The 13,343-nt window shown below is 33.3% G+C and carries 12 protein-coding genes; 2 read left to right on the top strand and 10 right to left on the bottom strand.

What is annotated here, in order from left to right; translation table 11 throughout:
• Nucleotides 1-14: 14 nt before the first annotated feature.
• The 3 genes from NSQ89_RS09630 to NSQ89_RS09620 form a co-directional block, all read right to left on the bottom strand.
• Nucleotides 15-824, bottom strand: coding sequence for an Fpg/Nei family DNA glycosylase (locus NSQ89_RS09630; protein ID WP_341132546.1), 810 nt, complete (start codon nt 822-824; stop codon nt 15-17).
• A 611-nt stretch (nt 825-1,435) separates the two neighbouring features.
• A complete protein-coding gene (locus NSQ89_RS09625; protein ID WP_251687285.1) occupies nt 1,436-1,948 on the bottom strand; it encodes an SRPBCC domain-containing protein in 513 nt (170 codons plus the stop codon).
• Nucleotides 1,949-2,390: 442 nt separating this feature from the next.
• Nucleotides 2,391-3,143, bottom strand: a complete 753-nt coding sequence (locus tag NSQ89_RS09620; RefSeq protein ID WP_095321535.1) for a (S)-benzoin forming benzil reductase — start codon at nt 3,141-3,143, stop codon at nt 2,391-2,393.
• A gap of 254 nt (nt 3,144-3,397) precedes the next feature.
• Between NSQ89_RS09620 and NSQ89_RS09615 the strand changes: the two genes are divergently transcribed.
• A complete protein-coding gene (locus NSQ89_RS09615) occupies nt 3,398-3,889 on the top strand; it encodes a hypothetical protein (RefSeq protein WP_095257283.1) in 492 nt (163 codons plus the stop codon).
• A gap of 472 nt (nt 3,890-4,361) precedes the next feature.
• Complete coding sequence (locus NSQ89_RS09610) at nt 4,362-5,495, top strand: serine hydrolase (RefSeq protein ID WP_341132545.1); 1,134 nt, start codon at nt 4,362-4,364, stop codon at nt 5,493-5,495.
• A 363-nt stretch (nt 5,496-5,858) separates the two neighbouring features.
• On the opposite strand, the gene NSQ89_RS09605 is transcribed toward NSQ89_RS09610, so the two are convergent.
• The 7 genes from NSQ89_RS09605 to NSQ89_RS09575 all read right to left on the bottom strand — a co-directional run bounded on the left by NSQ89_RS09605 (nt 5,859) and on the right by NSQ89_RS09575 (nt 13,125).
• A complete protein-coding gene (locus tag NSQ89_RS09605; protein ID WP_053215738.1) occupies nt 5,859-6,881 on the bottom strand; it encodes an STAS domain-containing protein in 1,023 nt (340 codons plus the stop codon).
• A 67-nt stretch (nt 6,882-6,948) separates the two neighbouring features.
• Complete coding sequence (locus NSQ89_RS09600; RefSeq protein ID WP_341132544.1) at nt 6,949-7,539, bottom strand: branched-chain amino acid aminotransferase; 591 nt, start codon at nt 7,537-7,539, stop codon at nt 6,949-6,951.
• Nucleotides 7,540-7,689: 150 nt separating this feature from the next.
• Nucleotides 7,690-9,027: a DEAD/DEAH box helicase gene (locus NSQ89_RS09595; protein ID WP_095257287.1), complete on the bottom strand. Its 1,338-nt coding sequence runs from the start codon at nt 9,025-9,027 to the stop codon at nt 7,690-7,692.
• Between the two features lie 156 nt (nt 9,028-9,183).
• Complete coding sequence (locus NSQ89_RS09590) at nt 9,184-10,242, bottom strand: undecaprenyldiphospho-muramoylpentapeptide beta-N-acetylglucosaminyltransferase (protein WP_341132543.1); 1,059 nt, start codon at nt 10,240-10,242, stop codon at nt 9,184-9,186.
• 97 nt (nt 10,243-10,339) lie between these two features.
• Nucleotides 10,340-11,140 carry a Cof-type HAD-IIB family hydrolase gene (locus NSQ89_RS09585; RefSeq protein WP_047943460.1) on the bottom strand — a complete coding sequence of 267 codons (801 nt, stop codon included), beginning with the start codon at nt 11,138-11,140 and terminating at the stop codon, nt 10,340-10,342.
• Between the two features lie 102 nt (nt 11,141-11,242).
• Complete coding sequence (locus NSQ89_RS09580) at nt 11,243-12,223, bottom strand: ring-cleaving dioxygenase (RefSeq protein WP_341132542.1); 981 nt, start codon at nt 12,221-12,223, stop codon at nt 11,243-11,245.
• Between the two features lie 146 nt (nt 12,224-12,369).
• On the bottom strand, nt 12,370-13,125 hold the full coding sequence (locus NSQ89_RS09575; protein WP_341132541.1) for an exodeoxyribonuclease III: 756 nt from the start codon (nt 13,123-13,125) through the stop codon (nt 12,370-12,372).
• Nucleotides 13,126-13,343: the final 218 nt, after the last annotated feature.

Genomic DNA, 13,343 nt, shown 5'->3' with positions numbered 1-13,343 from the left:
ATCCGCATAATTAATTAAAACTGACAACCTGGACAATAAAAACACTTTTTAGAAGATACCTTTATAAATACTATTTTGTGCTGACACCTTGGACATATTTCACCTTCTCTATCATATACTTTGCAAAGCTCATCATATCCTCCGGTTTTTTTATCTCCTGCATAAAGGGGATGCTCCATATAGCCACCCATATTAGTAGCCGCTCTTAATATTTGCAGTATAGAATTATAGAGCTTTTTTTGCTCCATTTCTTTTAAATCATCTAATTTTCGAGTTGGTAAGATTTGCGCATCAAAACAGATTTCATCGGAGTAACAATTGCCAATACCTGAGATAAAATGTTGATCGACTAATTTAAGCTTTATTGTCCCCTTCCTAGAGTTAATCATGTTTTGAAAGCTGTTTTCAGTAAAAAGAGGTTCAAAAGGATCTGGACCTAAGTCGTTCAGCCTTTCTTTACATTCTTCAAGAGTTAGTAAATGTAGATAACCTAATCGGAGTCCAATAAAATATAAGTGTTTTTCTCCAAATGTTAGTTGGATTTGAATGGTTCTATTTGGTTTTTCTTTTTCGGTTCCAAAAAACATCCATCCACCTAACATTAAATGCAATAGCAGAACCTTTTGATTGGATAAGTAAAAGAGTAGATGTTTCGCACGCCTTTCCACGCGAAGAATAGTAGTATTCACTAATTGATTCTCAAAGGATTGTTTCGTAATATTAATGGACTTTTCTCGGTTAACGGTTATCGAGGTAATGGGATGAGTGGTAATCAGTTTATTCAATAAGATTTTATAGTTCTCCATTTCTGGCAATTCCGGCATTTGTTCATTCTCTCCTTTTTATTTCCTCCCTTATTTTTGCCAAGATCATAAAAACTATTTATGTCACTTTGTGATTAATATGTAAAGTTTGTAAATCCTTTTACAGTGGAGAAATTTTCCTTATATTCATGTGAATATAGTTCACTGGTAAAATTAGTCTTTAAAAAATTTTGCTAACTTATTAACTATTGTTACTAATAATTATCTTAGCCACTATAAGCATCATAAAGATATATTTTTCTTCTTGTGCCCACTTACATAAAGAGTTAATTAAACAAACCCAATAGCTTAATTAATTGTTTTCAATTTACTAGCTAGTTTACCTAGATAATTTAAGAGTCTATCGTAATCTCTTCATGGAGAAAATCTCCTAAATAATTGGTTAACAGAATGGATTACTTTATATGTTTTTAATGTCTGCAATAATTATCCTTGAATTTGTGAACGGTTTTATATTTAGGGTATGCCTCCGATAAAATTATCTATCACTATATAAAATATAATAATTTTTAGGTTTTTCTATGAAAGAAATGCACCCACTAGCTTAACAAGCAATAAAACATCTTCTCTGGTAAATAAAAGCAATCCATCTATGATGGACTGCTTACTTACTATTTTTTTATCAAGTCAAGATGCTCTTCTAAACGATCCCATGTTTCCTTAATTCCGTACTCCATTCCCATATCCAAGACAGATTTTAGTTCTTCAAGGGAAGCGTATTCTGCACGATTGGTGAGCTTTGTTTTCCCTTTCATTTCTTCAAATAATAAAGTGCTTCGAGTTGCAGGCATCCCCTCAACTTCATTGCCTTCTGCATCTGAAAAATAATCAATATAAACTATCTTTTTATCCTGAAGAATTTCTTGATATACTCCCTTTCCCCATGATTCGAAGCCAAAAAAGTCACCTTGATTCTCGTCGATACACTTCATACAATAATGCCAAACTCCATTTACTCGAAACTCAATATTACATACTGCTAAAATCCAACCACGAGGTCCCCACCACTTCTTGAGATGTTCCTCTTCTGAAAAAGCTTTAAATACAAGAGTTGCAGGTGCATTAAATTCATGTTCTAATACAAGTACATTTCCTTCTACCCTCGAGTTCATTTGAGCTGACATAAAAATCCTCCTGAAATTTTTAAGATTTTGATAGCCTCGTTGTGTTTCTCTAGCTAGTCAAGGTGCTTTCCACACTTAAATATAGATTCTAGAAAACATGTCAGTTTCCTTCTTCCTATAAACTGTCCGATAGTTACATAAAGTTTTTTTAATAAACTGGGTTTCACCTTTTAGCTATCTTTCTTAATTATGGTTTAATAAAGAAAACGTCTACTCCCTTAGTATTAAGGTTTTAGACGCTTAATATTGAAATTATTGACTCTAGGAATCATTAAATGATAAGACCTCCCTCCATTTTATAATTATGTAGAAAGGCTATTATCTTCTGTTATATATTTAATAGTATTTTTTCTAAATAAATCAACTAATACCCCCGCTTTTTCCTTCCTGCTCCTAATAATATATTTAGTTGCACATTATGCTTTACTTATGTAAATTTCATTTATGATAATACTTCTACTATCGTTTCTTTACCGAAATCACTATCCAGTAATAGTTGAATTAGTTTTTCAGCAGTCTCTAGAGGTGTTTGTAACTTTTCTTCCTTATATAATTGATTAAACAGTTCCACATATGGGAACTTCTCCTTTCTTGTTGACCGTATTTCAGTCTGTAATCTTGTATCAATTACACCTGGATAAACTGATGCAACTTTTACTGGAAATAATTCTTCTTTTTGTTCTAAATAAATACTTTTTGTAAACGAATCTAGCCCAGCTTTTGCTGTACTATAAGGACTTTGGGAAGGAAGCAAATATTTTGCAGAACCAGAAGAAATGTTTAAAACTCTTTTGTCTATTTTCCAACTTTTTGTAAACTTAATAAAATTAGATGTTAACAATATGGGAGCAATTAAGTTTACATTAATATTTTTTATAACATCTTCACTAATGGTTTCTTCAATCGGTCCAATCGGGGAAAGAATACCTGCATTATTGATTAAATAAATAGAGTCAATATTATCTGCATTAATACTACTAAATATCCTTTGAAAAAGAGAATCAATATCCGATAGATTATTAAGATCAAAAGTAAAGTTAATTACATTAACTAGTTTTAATCCTGAGTGGTAATTTAAATTTTCACTCATTCCTCTTGAAATACATATAACCTGATTATTCTCGTCATTTAACAATAACTTTGTCAATGATTCTCCAATACCTCTAGAAGTTCCCGTTATAATAAAATACCTCATTTAGTTGCCTCTCTTTCTAATATTTAATTACCTACATTTACATTTCTTCTACTAAATAACTGTTTCTTTACAAACTTCCTTGTAAACAATATCAAAGCCCATCATTATTCTCCTCGCTATATTTTCAATGACTAATGCTAGGATTTAACCATAACTATCAACACTAGAAAGTTTAATTACTCCTTCATCCCTCCCACTAATTAATTTATTTTTTTGTGAATGTGTAATATGATTTATATCAAGGAGGTTTTCTTGTGCAGCTAAAGTTAGTCAACATTTACTTCGATAAAAATGAGTCATATATTAAAGGGTTTGTTTTTAATGTACCAAACGAAAGAAATCTTGGTTTTAACAAAGTATATTTAGCGCAAAGTAGATTGTATTCCCATATCATCCGTAAGCACCCTGAGATTACAGAAGAAAAAATTACGAAGTTAATTGAAGATCCAGATTATATTTTATCGATTAAAGAAAAAGATAGAAGTAAGAAATACTACCATTTTAGAAGAAAATTTGATGATGTTGAATATACTGCAGTTGTTCTAAAAGGTTATCTGGGTCAAATTTCTAAGACGAAAGCTTATTTACTCTCAGCATACATACTCAAACAAGAAAAAAAAGATGCTTTACTAATGAATGATTATACGGTTGCCTACGATAAAGAGAATCTATTTAAATACCAGTTTGGGAAAGATAGGCATTTTGATGACCCAAATATGTTTAATTTTGACTTTGCAAAAGACTGATGCTAACATACTTCTATTTTTTAGGTATTATTATAAAAATTGTAGCTTTACTCAAGTTGAGTTGCAAGGACAAAAGTAAAATAAACACTTTTTTTATCTGTATTCAATTCTAACGTTATCGATTGATACATAAAAAGAGCCTTACAAATATTTCTAAGTGTTTCCCTTAAAAGACAGTGCTAAATCAGCACTGTCTTTATATTTCGACTTTAACAATGGCCGCTCACTTTTTATTGATGAAAGGCTATTTTCTAAGTGCATTATATCTAGGAAGTGAATCAGCTAAGGAAACTGCTAACACTTAAAAGCAAATAATTATCCACAACTTATCGGGACCAATTGTTTTATACCACCGAGAGATAATTGGAGACTATGAAGAAGAGAGAGGAATATTATCTTTAGAATTGAAACTTATCTAACCCATTAATCGTAGATATATTACTAATAGAAAAGGAAGAGGATTGCCTTGAAAATGACACTCTGGATTATAGTAGGTATTATCGTTTTTCTAAGTTTCATGACCGGAATTGGAATTTATATGTTTAAGAAAGAAATCACCAAGAAGGAACCTGAATATATTTTTCAATTTATTAAAGAGAATGCAAAAAGTGAAAGAGTTTCACTTTCAATCAATTATAATAAACAAAAGTGGGTAGAAGTTAATCAAAATAAACAGTTACCTTTAGCAAGCACTGTTAAAATTATTATCGCCATGGAATATGCACGACAAGCAGCACAGGGGAAAATTGATCCGCTACAAGAAGTAAGTTTAGAGGAACTAAACACCTTTTATATTCCTAAAACCGATGGAGGAGCACATGATGCTTGGATTGCTAACCTAAACGATGGTAAAGAGACAAATAAAGTTCATTTAAGTGAAGTAGCTAAGGGAATGATTGCTTATAGCTCAAATGCAAATACCGAATACTTAATTAATGTGCTAGGGCTTCAAAACATCAATACTTTCCTAGAAAACTTAGGTATTTCAAATCATGAACCTTTGTATCCGATAGTAAGTGCATTGTTTATCCCTACCCAGCTAATGAGTGAGCAAAAATTATCTAAACAAGAAACGCTAGAAGCAATGAAAAGTATGGATATTTCTGAATATCGTAAAAGAGCGATGGATATACACAATAAATGGCTAAACCACCCACCAACTGCTGAAGAAAAAAAACAAATAGTGAAGAATTTAGACATGGATGTTCAAAGAATATGGTCCAATCGTTTACCACGATCAACTTCAGAGGATTATGTATATATTATGGAAAAACTAAATAACAAAACATATTTTGATGAAGATACATATAAATATCTTGATCCAGTAATGGAACAGTTAATGGAAAATCCAAACAATCGAGAATGGCTTGTTCATGCCGGGCAAAAGGGCGGATCTACAGCGTTTATTATTACAACGGCAATGTATGCTACAGATAAAGACGGTAACCAGACAGAATTGGCCTTTTTTGCAAATGATTTGACTTCATTAGAACAAACAAAACTATCTCGAAATTTGAATGGCTTTAAACTGAAATTTTTAAAAGACGCTGAATTTCGCACACTAATACAAAAAGAATTATCTATACTAGAAAGTCGAATTCCTTAATGTTGATAGGAGTTCGACTTTCTAGATGGTAACTTACTACGTATGATATCCTCATTTAGTTGCAGACCCTATTATGTTCTATTCCCCCTGCCGTTATCCAGATAGGCGCGTTTTGTTGTTTTCTTTAACATATTCTTCAAGAATTTTAGAATCTTCCAAAGTTAAATTTCTCTCAGATCCAATTTGTTTAAGAGAATCCTTAACCTGAATATATATTTCTAAAAACATTTTGAGAATAATACATAAGATGCATCGATGTTATTGCAGGCACTCTCTTTATCGGATAAAACAAAAACCCATCGCTTAGCAGAAAGGTTAATTCTCCTATGCTATGGGGATGGATAACTCTTATACTTCGTTGACTCAGGGTTGTTTCTCAATCCGATAGCCAAGTGCTTCAATTGCATACTCAATACCTTGTTCTAATGTTGCAAAGGTATGGATATCTTTTAAATCTACACCTGATTGGATAATTTGCACACTTAAATCTGGATTAATTCCTACGAGGACGCATTCCCCGCCAATTAATTCAATTGCCTTAACCAATTCTTGCAGTCGGAAAATAATAAACTGATCGAATTCGCTTATTCCCGTTAAATCAAGAAGTAAATAACTTGCTCGACGTTCGGAAAATTCCTGCAAACCTTTTTGCAGTAAATCTTCAAAACGCTCTTCATTAAATTTCCCAATTAGGGGAATGGCTAGGATGCCCTTCATAACAGGCATGACTGGTGTAGATAAATGCCTGATCAAAGTGGATAGCTCTTTCGTCCGATTCTCAACCATTGTTTCTAATTCTGTAATGTATTTTGTTTCTTTCCCTCTTGCTAGTTCATGGACACTTTGATGGGGAGTATGGTCAGAAACGAATATGTTTAATTCATCATATTCATCTCCCCTCGTTTGACTTTTAGTTAACTCATACCACATCTTCTCTTTAAATAGTCCGCTAAAAACACCTGCCCAATGACTCGGTAATAAAACAGCAGATTGGTTTGGATTTAAAGATTGGAAGATTCGGTGCTCCCATGAATTTTTCAAACGTACCGTTACCGTTTGCTTGTCTTTGTTAAACGCTGTTATCGTTACATTTCCCCAGCCCGCACTGGAATATATTTCACTATATTTCTTGATAATTTCTTCAATGGAAAAGCGATTTTGATAATAATCATTTACTAATAGCCCCATCCGGAAACCAGTTGTCTCAAAAACTGCGTTAGATGCATCAGGACCAGAAATTTCCATGATAGTACTTAAAAATATTTCAAATGCATTATCCCAAAATAAAAGAGCCGGTGCGCCATCAAAATGGAAAACACCGTTTTCGCTATTCCATGAAAATTCACTGGATTCGATCTGAATTTTTTGATTTGATTCTTTTGTCAAACCTCTCCCTCGCTTTCATACATTCGTAAATGTTTCTAATTCTATCTGGTATTAAAACAAAAAAGTACTATGCGGATAATTTTTCGTTTAAAGAAAATAAAAATAAATAAGCTAATTTTAACGCATCGCCGATTTGCATTTCTTTATGGAAGCCATTGATTTTTTCTAACGGGAAATTGACATCCCAAACTCCATCGTTACCATTGAACATTAAATGGAAAGACATATCATCTCCTATTAGTTGATTCTCCATAAATGCTCGAATTTCTTTTTCTGTTTTTTTAGGACTCTTTAATCCACATAAAACTTCATAGGTACCAAAAACAGAATCGACTTCTAAGGACATTGAATCGACAGAGACAATGTCAAATGCTTTTGTCTCTACATAGAGATAAATGTCTATATTTCTCTCTAAATAGTCTATAGTATCCTCAAGAATCCTCTCTTGAGCGTTTTCCTGCACAACTTCGTCTGTTTCTTTATTGGCAAGCTCCATATATAAATCAGAAAAGCGCTCAGCCGTCTGTTCCATCACCATATGATCGTCCGCAAGGCCTACTTTTCTAACATAATTCATTTCCTCTTCGAAAAGAACTACTTTTCCTTCGTTTTGTGATTTGCACTCTTCTATATACTTATTCATTTCGTTTTTTAACAATGGAATGAACTCCTTTCTCTATTCAATTGTTTCTTTTTTATATTTTTGTCTGGTGGAAAAACCACCTTTGGAAGGAAGAATTAGGGTAATACGTTTAAAATTCTCCCTTTAGATCCTTAAAAGAACCTTCAAGCAAATCGCTTGCCTTCTTTATCTATTTCCATTTCGCTTTTTAGGTTTCGCCCATTTTTTTGTTGGAGATTGGGTTGAATTTCCCCTATGTTTATTATTTGTTGAAAGTGGCTTACGCTTATTGTCACTCCCCTTTTTTTCTGATGGAGACGAACGAAAATCTTCTCCCTTATTTTTTGTATGGCTTTGTTTTTTGTAAGGTTTTTTAGCTGGTTGTGATTCTTCCCTTTTTTTAGTTGAATCTTTCTTTTTCGGTTGCTGTATTTTTTCAATTTTTATATCTAATTGATTCTCTATTGAATCTAACAATGGTCTATCATCAGATGAATAAAAGGTAACCGCATATCCTTCTGTACAAGCTCTTCCTGTTCTGCCGATTCGGTGGACATAAGACTCCGCATCTTGAGGAATATCATAATTATATACATGTGTAATTCCATCAATATCTAAGCCTCTTGCTGCTACATCTGTCGCAATTAACAATTGGAATTTTCCATCGCGAAATGCTTTCATTACTTGCTCTCTTTTTGTCTGCGATAAATCTCCGTGTAATTGGCCACAGCTAAATTTATTTGCAAGTAATACTTCGTATAATTTAGTTACACGACGTTTCGTACGGCAGAAAATGACTGCCATATACGGATTCGCTTCCTTCACTAAGGTCATTAATGTACCTTGCTTGGCACGATCAGTTGTATGTATACTTACTTGCTTAACGGTTTTTGCAGGTCCTTGTTTTGCTTCAACAGTAAAATAGTCGGCATTTTTCGTATATTTCTTCGCAAGCTTTTCGACTTCCTTTGAAATAGTCGCAGAAAATAGCATTGTTTGTCTTGATTCAGGGATACGTCGTATAATATAGCTAATCTCCTCTAAAAAGCCAATATGAAGCATTTGATCTGCTTCATCTAATACAAAATAGGAGATTTTGCTTAAGTCGATTGTTCCTCGTTTTATATGGTCAATTAATCTACCTGGTGTCGCTACGACTATGGAAACGTCTTTTTGTAAGACTTTCAATTGTTTTTCGACATCTTGTCCCCCATATACAGCAAGAACATTTATTGCTTCTTGTTTCATTTTCATGATTTCATTTGTTATTTGAATAGCAAGTTCTCTAGTTGGTGTTAAGATTAGAGTTTGAATATGATTTGCATCGATACTCATTTTTTCTAAAATCGGCAATATAAAAGCAAAAGTCTTTCCTGTACCTGTTTGTGCTTGTGCGATTACATCACTACCTTTAAGGAGCGGTGTAATAACCTTTGCTTGAATAGGGGTTGGCTGTTTTATTCCTTGTTTATGGAGTTTTTCTATGATTGTTGAAGACAATCCAATGTCTGTAAATGATTGCATGGATTTTACCTACTTTCCGTTCAAATATACGAATTCCATTTTCTTATTTTGGCTTTTTCTATCAAAATTATCAAGTGAAATCATCTTCTGCATAATGAAAAAGACTACAAGTAGAGAGGAAGATGCAAACTCTACCTATAGCCTGATACATGTATATTAATAGCGATTTAATTCTTTTATAATTTCTTCTAAAGCATTTTTGCTTTTGTTCTTTTCCATCTTTTCTGTCATACGTTGCTTGTTTACTTGCATTTGTTTTAAGGTATGAAGAAAATGCTCTTTTGTTAATGATTCCTCTTCTATCATATAGGAGTAACCATTTTCCGTAAAGACCTTCCCATTTAATATTTGATCTCCTCTGCTTTGCTGTTTGGTTAATGGAATAATAAGCATAGGAATTTTTAAGGCAAGAAATTCAAAAATAGAATTAGATCCGCCTCTCGTAATAACGAATTCTGTAACTGCTAGGATATCAGCTAATTCATTATAGACATACTCAAATTGTTTGTATCCATTTATCCCTGCATGCTCTTCTGAAAGATTTCCTTTCCCACATAGATGCACAATTTGATAGGATTGTAATAATGTATCTAAATTATCTCGAACGATTTCATTTATTTTCTTTGCCCCTAAGCTGCCCCCCATAATCGTAAGAATCGGCTTTTGACTAGTAAAACCAAGGAATAGTTTCCCTTTAGAGGCAGATCCAGTTAATATTTCTTTTCGAATTGGAGAACCGATTGCTTTGCTTTTTTCTTTTGGCAGATAATGTAAGGTTTCATCAAAAGATGTAAAAATTTTCGAAGCAAAACGGACAGATAACTTATTAGCTAAACCGGGTGTTAGATCACTCTCATGAAGAATGACAGGGATTTTCAATTGACGGGCTGCGATGACAACAGGTACAGATACAAATCCACCTTTTGAGAAAACAACATTTGGTCTGATTTTCTTTAAAATTTTTCTTGCGTCATAACAGCCTTTCATTACTTTGAATATATCTTTTATATTTTCTTTTGATAAATATCTTCTTAATTTGCCACTCGAAATAGAATAATATGGGATGTCAATCTTTTCGATTAAGTCCTTTTCAATACCCGCTTTACTGCCAATATACGAAATATCCCAGTCCTGTTTATTTAATTCATTTATGATAGCGATATTAGGGGTAACGTGGCCGGCAGATCCCCCGCCTGTAAACACAATTTTCTTCAAAGTAGATTCGACTCCTATTCTTCGTATCGATTTTCACAGCGAAAAAGCCAGAAGTTAGTATAGAGATCCCGGCTTTAACTAGTCTAATATATGATGGTTACACTAATTTCAGAATCTTTTCAATGGCGTATGCAAACCCATCCTCATTATTACTTTTAGTGACGTCACTTGCTCTTTTTTTGATTTCTTCAGGAGCATTTTCCATGGCAAAAGATCTTGTTGATACTTCAAATTGTGTAATATCATTACCTCCATCACCAAAGGAGTAAATCTCATTAAAAGTAAGATTCCGAAGTTTTTCATACCGTCTTATCGCTTTCCCTTTTTGTGCTTCACTTGATGTGATTTCACAGTTGTTAGGAAAAGAAGAGGAAAACGAAATAGTCTCATATTTTCTAAGCACTTCTTTAACGTGATCGATTTTGTCTAGTTGTGTTTCATCGACAACGGCGATTAACTTATAAATTTTTACATCCTTTAAATGCAGGATCGCTTCATAATCTTGTTGATCAAAGAGTGCTTGAATCTCATCCCAAGATTTGCCGCGAAGCATTGGCAATGTTCCTGGAAATCCACCTTGATTCGTATAAACTAGAACTCCTACTTCCAAGTTTTGTAATGCTTTAAGCAAAGTTTGATATAAATCAATGGAAATTTGTGTTTCATATAATAGCTTTCCTGTTTGGTCATACATCATGCTGCCATTTAAACAAAAAATGGGAAGTTCTAATTCTTTTACGCCGTCTACTTTAATAACATCTGCGTATTGACGTCCTGTATTTAAAATTACTTCTATATGTTCATCCTTTAATTTCTGGATAATCGTGCGATTTGCTTCAGATATTTGATGATGGTCATCTAGTAAGGTACCATCTAAATCTATTGATACGCATTTCATTATTCGTTTTTCCCCCTAGTAATTCCAACAATTGTTTTCTTTCAATATTGTAGCATATTTGCATACTTCTTTGTCTTTTCCGTTTATCGTTTCGGTTAGCTATTACTTTTCTTTTCTACGTGTTTCTAATGGTTCTAGGATTGCCTCAATATCTAACCGCTTAGACTCTAAAAATGGTGGAAGGGCAAGAGGTTCACCTAAATGTTCTAGATCTTCGTCTGTCGCAAATCCAGGACCATCTGTGGCAATTTCAAACAAGATTCCATTCGGATCTCTAAAATACAGTGATTTAAAATAAAAACGATCTACATATCCTGAGTTTTGAAAGCGAGCATTATTCACCTTTTCAATCCAATAATAAAGTTCTTCCTCATTATCCGCTCGTAAAGCTACATGATGAACGCCACCTCTGCCAAGACGCTGCACTTTCAAATCATTTCGCTCCTCTAGATGAATCTCCGCCCCAGAGCCACCCTCACCTGTTTCGAATACCAGAATAGGTGGTTGATTCTCCATAGTGGATGGATACGAAGTTTTTAAGCGGAATCCAAGTAAATCAGTTAAAACGCTAATAGTTGCTTCTGGACGTCTTACCGTTAATTGTACTGGTCCAAGACCTGTAATCGCAAACTCTGCTGGTATAGAACTCTTTGCCCAAGGTATACCAGCCTTCACCCCATTATCGTTTTCATCAGATACTAAAAAGAACCGTTGTGTTTCAAAATCTCTAAATTCTAATGTTAATCTGCCTGCTCTCTCTAGGATTTCTCCGTGTTTAACATTGTATTCTTCGAACCGTTTTAGCCAAAATTCTAATGCTCTATCACATGGAACACGTAAAGAAGTAGCAGAAATACTGCTTACTCCTTCTCTATTAAGAGCCATATGGGGAATTTCAAAAAATGTTAGTTCTGTTCCTGGTCTGCCTTGCTCATCCCCATAAAATAAATGATAAACAGAGGGGTTATCTTGATTGACTGTTTTCTTTATCAGCCGTAGACCTAAAATATTTGTATAAAAAGAGTGATTTTCTTTTGCTTTTGCCGTCATCGCAGAAACGTGATGAATTCCTTTTAAATTCATTTGCGGTTTGCTCCTTCTAAATTATGTATAATGAAAAGGATTTAATTTTATTTTAACTGGATTGATATCTGCATACCAAAAAAGGGCATCTGTACCATATTTGTTTCCTGACATGATAGCATAATAAAGATGCCCTGTTCATTAAATTATATTTCTATATCTAGTTGTACAGGACAATGATCGCTTCCCATTATATCACAATGAATAGTTACATCTTGGATTCGCTCCTTTAATAGGTTAGAAACGATAAAATAGTCAATACGCCAGCCAATATTTCTTTCTCTTACTTTCGCCATATAACTCCACCATGTGTAGACATCTGTTCGCTCTGGGTATAGATATCGAAAGCTATCAACAAACCCTAATTCAAGTAAGCTTGTCATTTCGTTTCTTTCTTCTGTTGTGAATCCCGAATTTCCAATATTCGGCTTCGGATTTTTCAAATCTATCTCTTGGTGAGCCACATTTAAATCCCCACAATAAATAACAGGTTTAATAGCTTCTAATGATAATATATAGTTCTTTAGTTGTTTTTCCCATTCAACACGATAAGATAATCTGCTTAAATCTCGCTTTGAATTAGGGGTATATACATTCAGTAGGAAGAAGTCTTTAAATTCCAAGGTAATGGCTCTTCCTTCTACTTCCTCAAAGTCTTCCCCAATGCCATATTGAACAGAAAGGGGCTTTTTCTTTGTAAAAACGGCTGTTCCTGAATAGCCCTTTCTTTCTGCATAATTCCAAAACTGATGATAGCCTTCTAATTCAAGTTTAATTTGTCCTTCTTGTAACTTTGTCTCTTGAAGACAAAAGATATCTGCATCTATTTGCTGGAAAAAATCAAGAAAGCCTTTTTTAACACAAGCTCTTATTCCATTAACATTCCAAGTTACTAATTTCATGTAATTTACTCCTAACTATATCAATCTTCTAATTATTAAGGGTATCATGAAATAGCTATTCATTAAAGGATTATATCTTGGCAGAAAATGACGCTGTAGACCATCTCAAAATGTTAGAGAAAAATAAAAAGACAAATCGATTTTTCCTAATCATCTATAAATAGGAATGGAAAAATAATGATTTGTCTATTTTTAGTTTACATAACTTTATTATGATA

This window comes from Niallia sp. FSL R7-0648 (assembly GCF_038007005.1).
Taxonomy (GTDB): domain Bacteria; phylum Bacillota; class Bacilli; order Bacillales; family Cytobacillaceae; genus Niallia; species Niallia circulans.
This window is presented reverse-complemented; position numbering and strand designations above follow the sequence as displayed.

What these genes read in the sequence shown, in the direction of transcription:
- NSQ89_RS09630 (WP_341132546.1), bottom strand. Translation starts at nt 824, where the DNA reads ATGCCGGAATTGCCAGAAATGGAGAACTATAAAATCTTATTGAATAAA.
- NSQ89_RS09625 (WP_251687285.1), bottom strand. Translation starts at nt 1,948, where the DNA reads ATGTCAGCTCAAATGAACTCGAGGGTAGAAGGAAATGTACTTGTATTA.
- NSQ89_RS09620 (WP_095321535.1), bottom strand. Translation starts at nt 3,143, where the DNA reads ATGAGGTATTTTATTATAACGGGAACTTCTAGAGGTATTGGAGAATCA.
- NSQ89_RS09610 (WP_341132545.1), top strand. Translation starts at nt 4,362, where the DNA reads ATGACACTCTGGATTATAGTAGGTATTATCGTTTTTCTAAGTTTCATG.
- NSQ89_RS09595 (WP_095257287.1), bottom strand. Translation starts at nt 9,027, where the DNA reads ATGCAATCATTTACAGACATTGGATTGTCTTCAACAATCATAGAAAAA.
- NSQ89_RS09585 (WP_047943460.1), bottom strand. Translation starts at nt 11,140, where the DNA reads ATGAAATGCGTATCAATAGATTTAGATGGTACCTTACTAGATGACCAT.
- NSQ89_RS09580 (WP_341132542.1), bottom strand. Translation starts at nt 12,223, where the DNA reads ATGAATTTAAAAGGAATTCATCACGTTTCTGCGATGACGGCAAAAGCA.
- NSQ89_RS09575 (WP_341132541.1), bottom strand. Translation starts at nt 13,125, where the DNA reads ATGAAATTAGTAACTTGGAATGTTAATGGAATAAGAGCTTGTGTTAAA.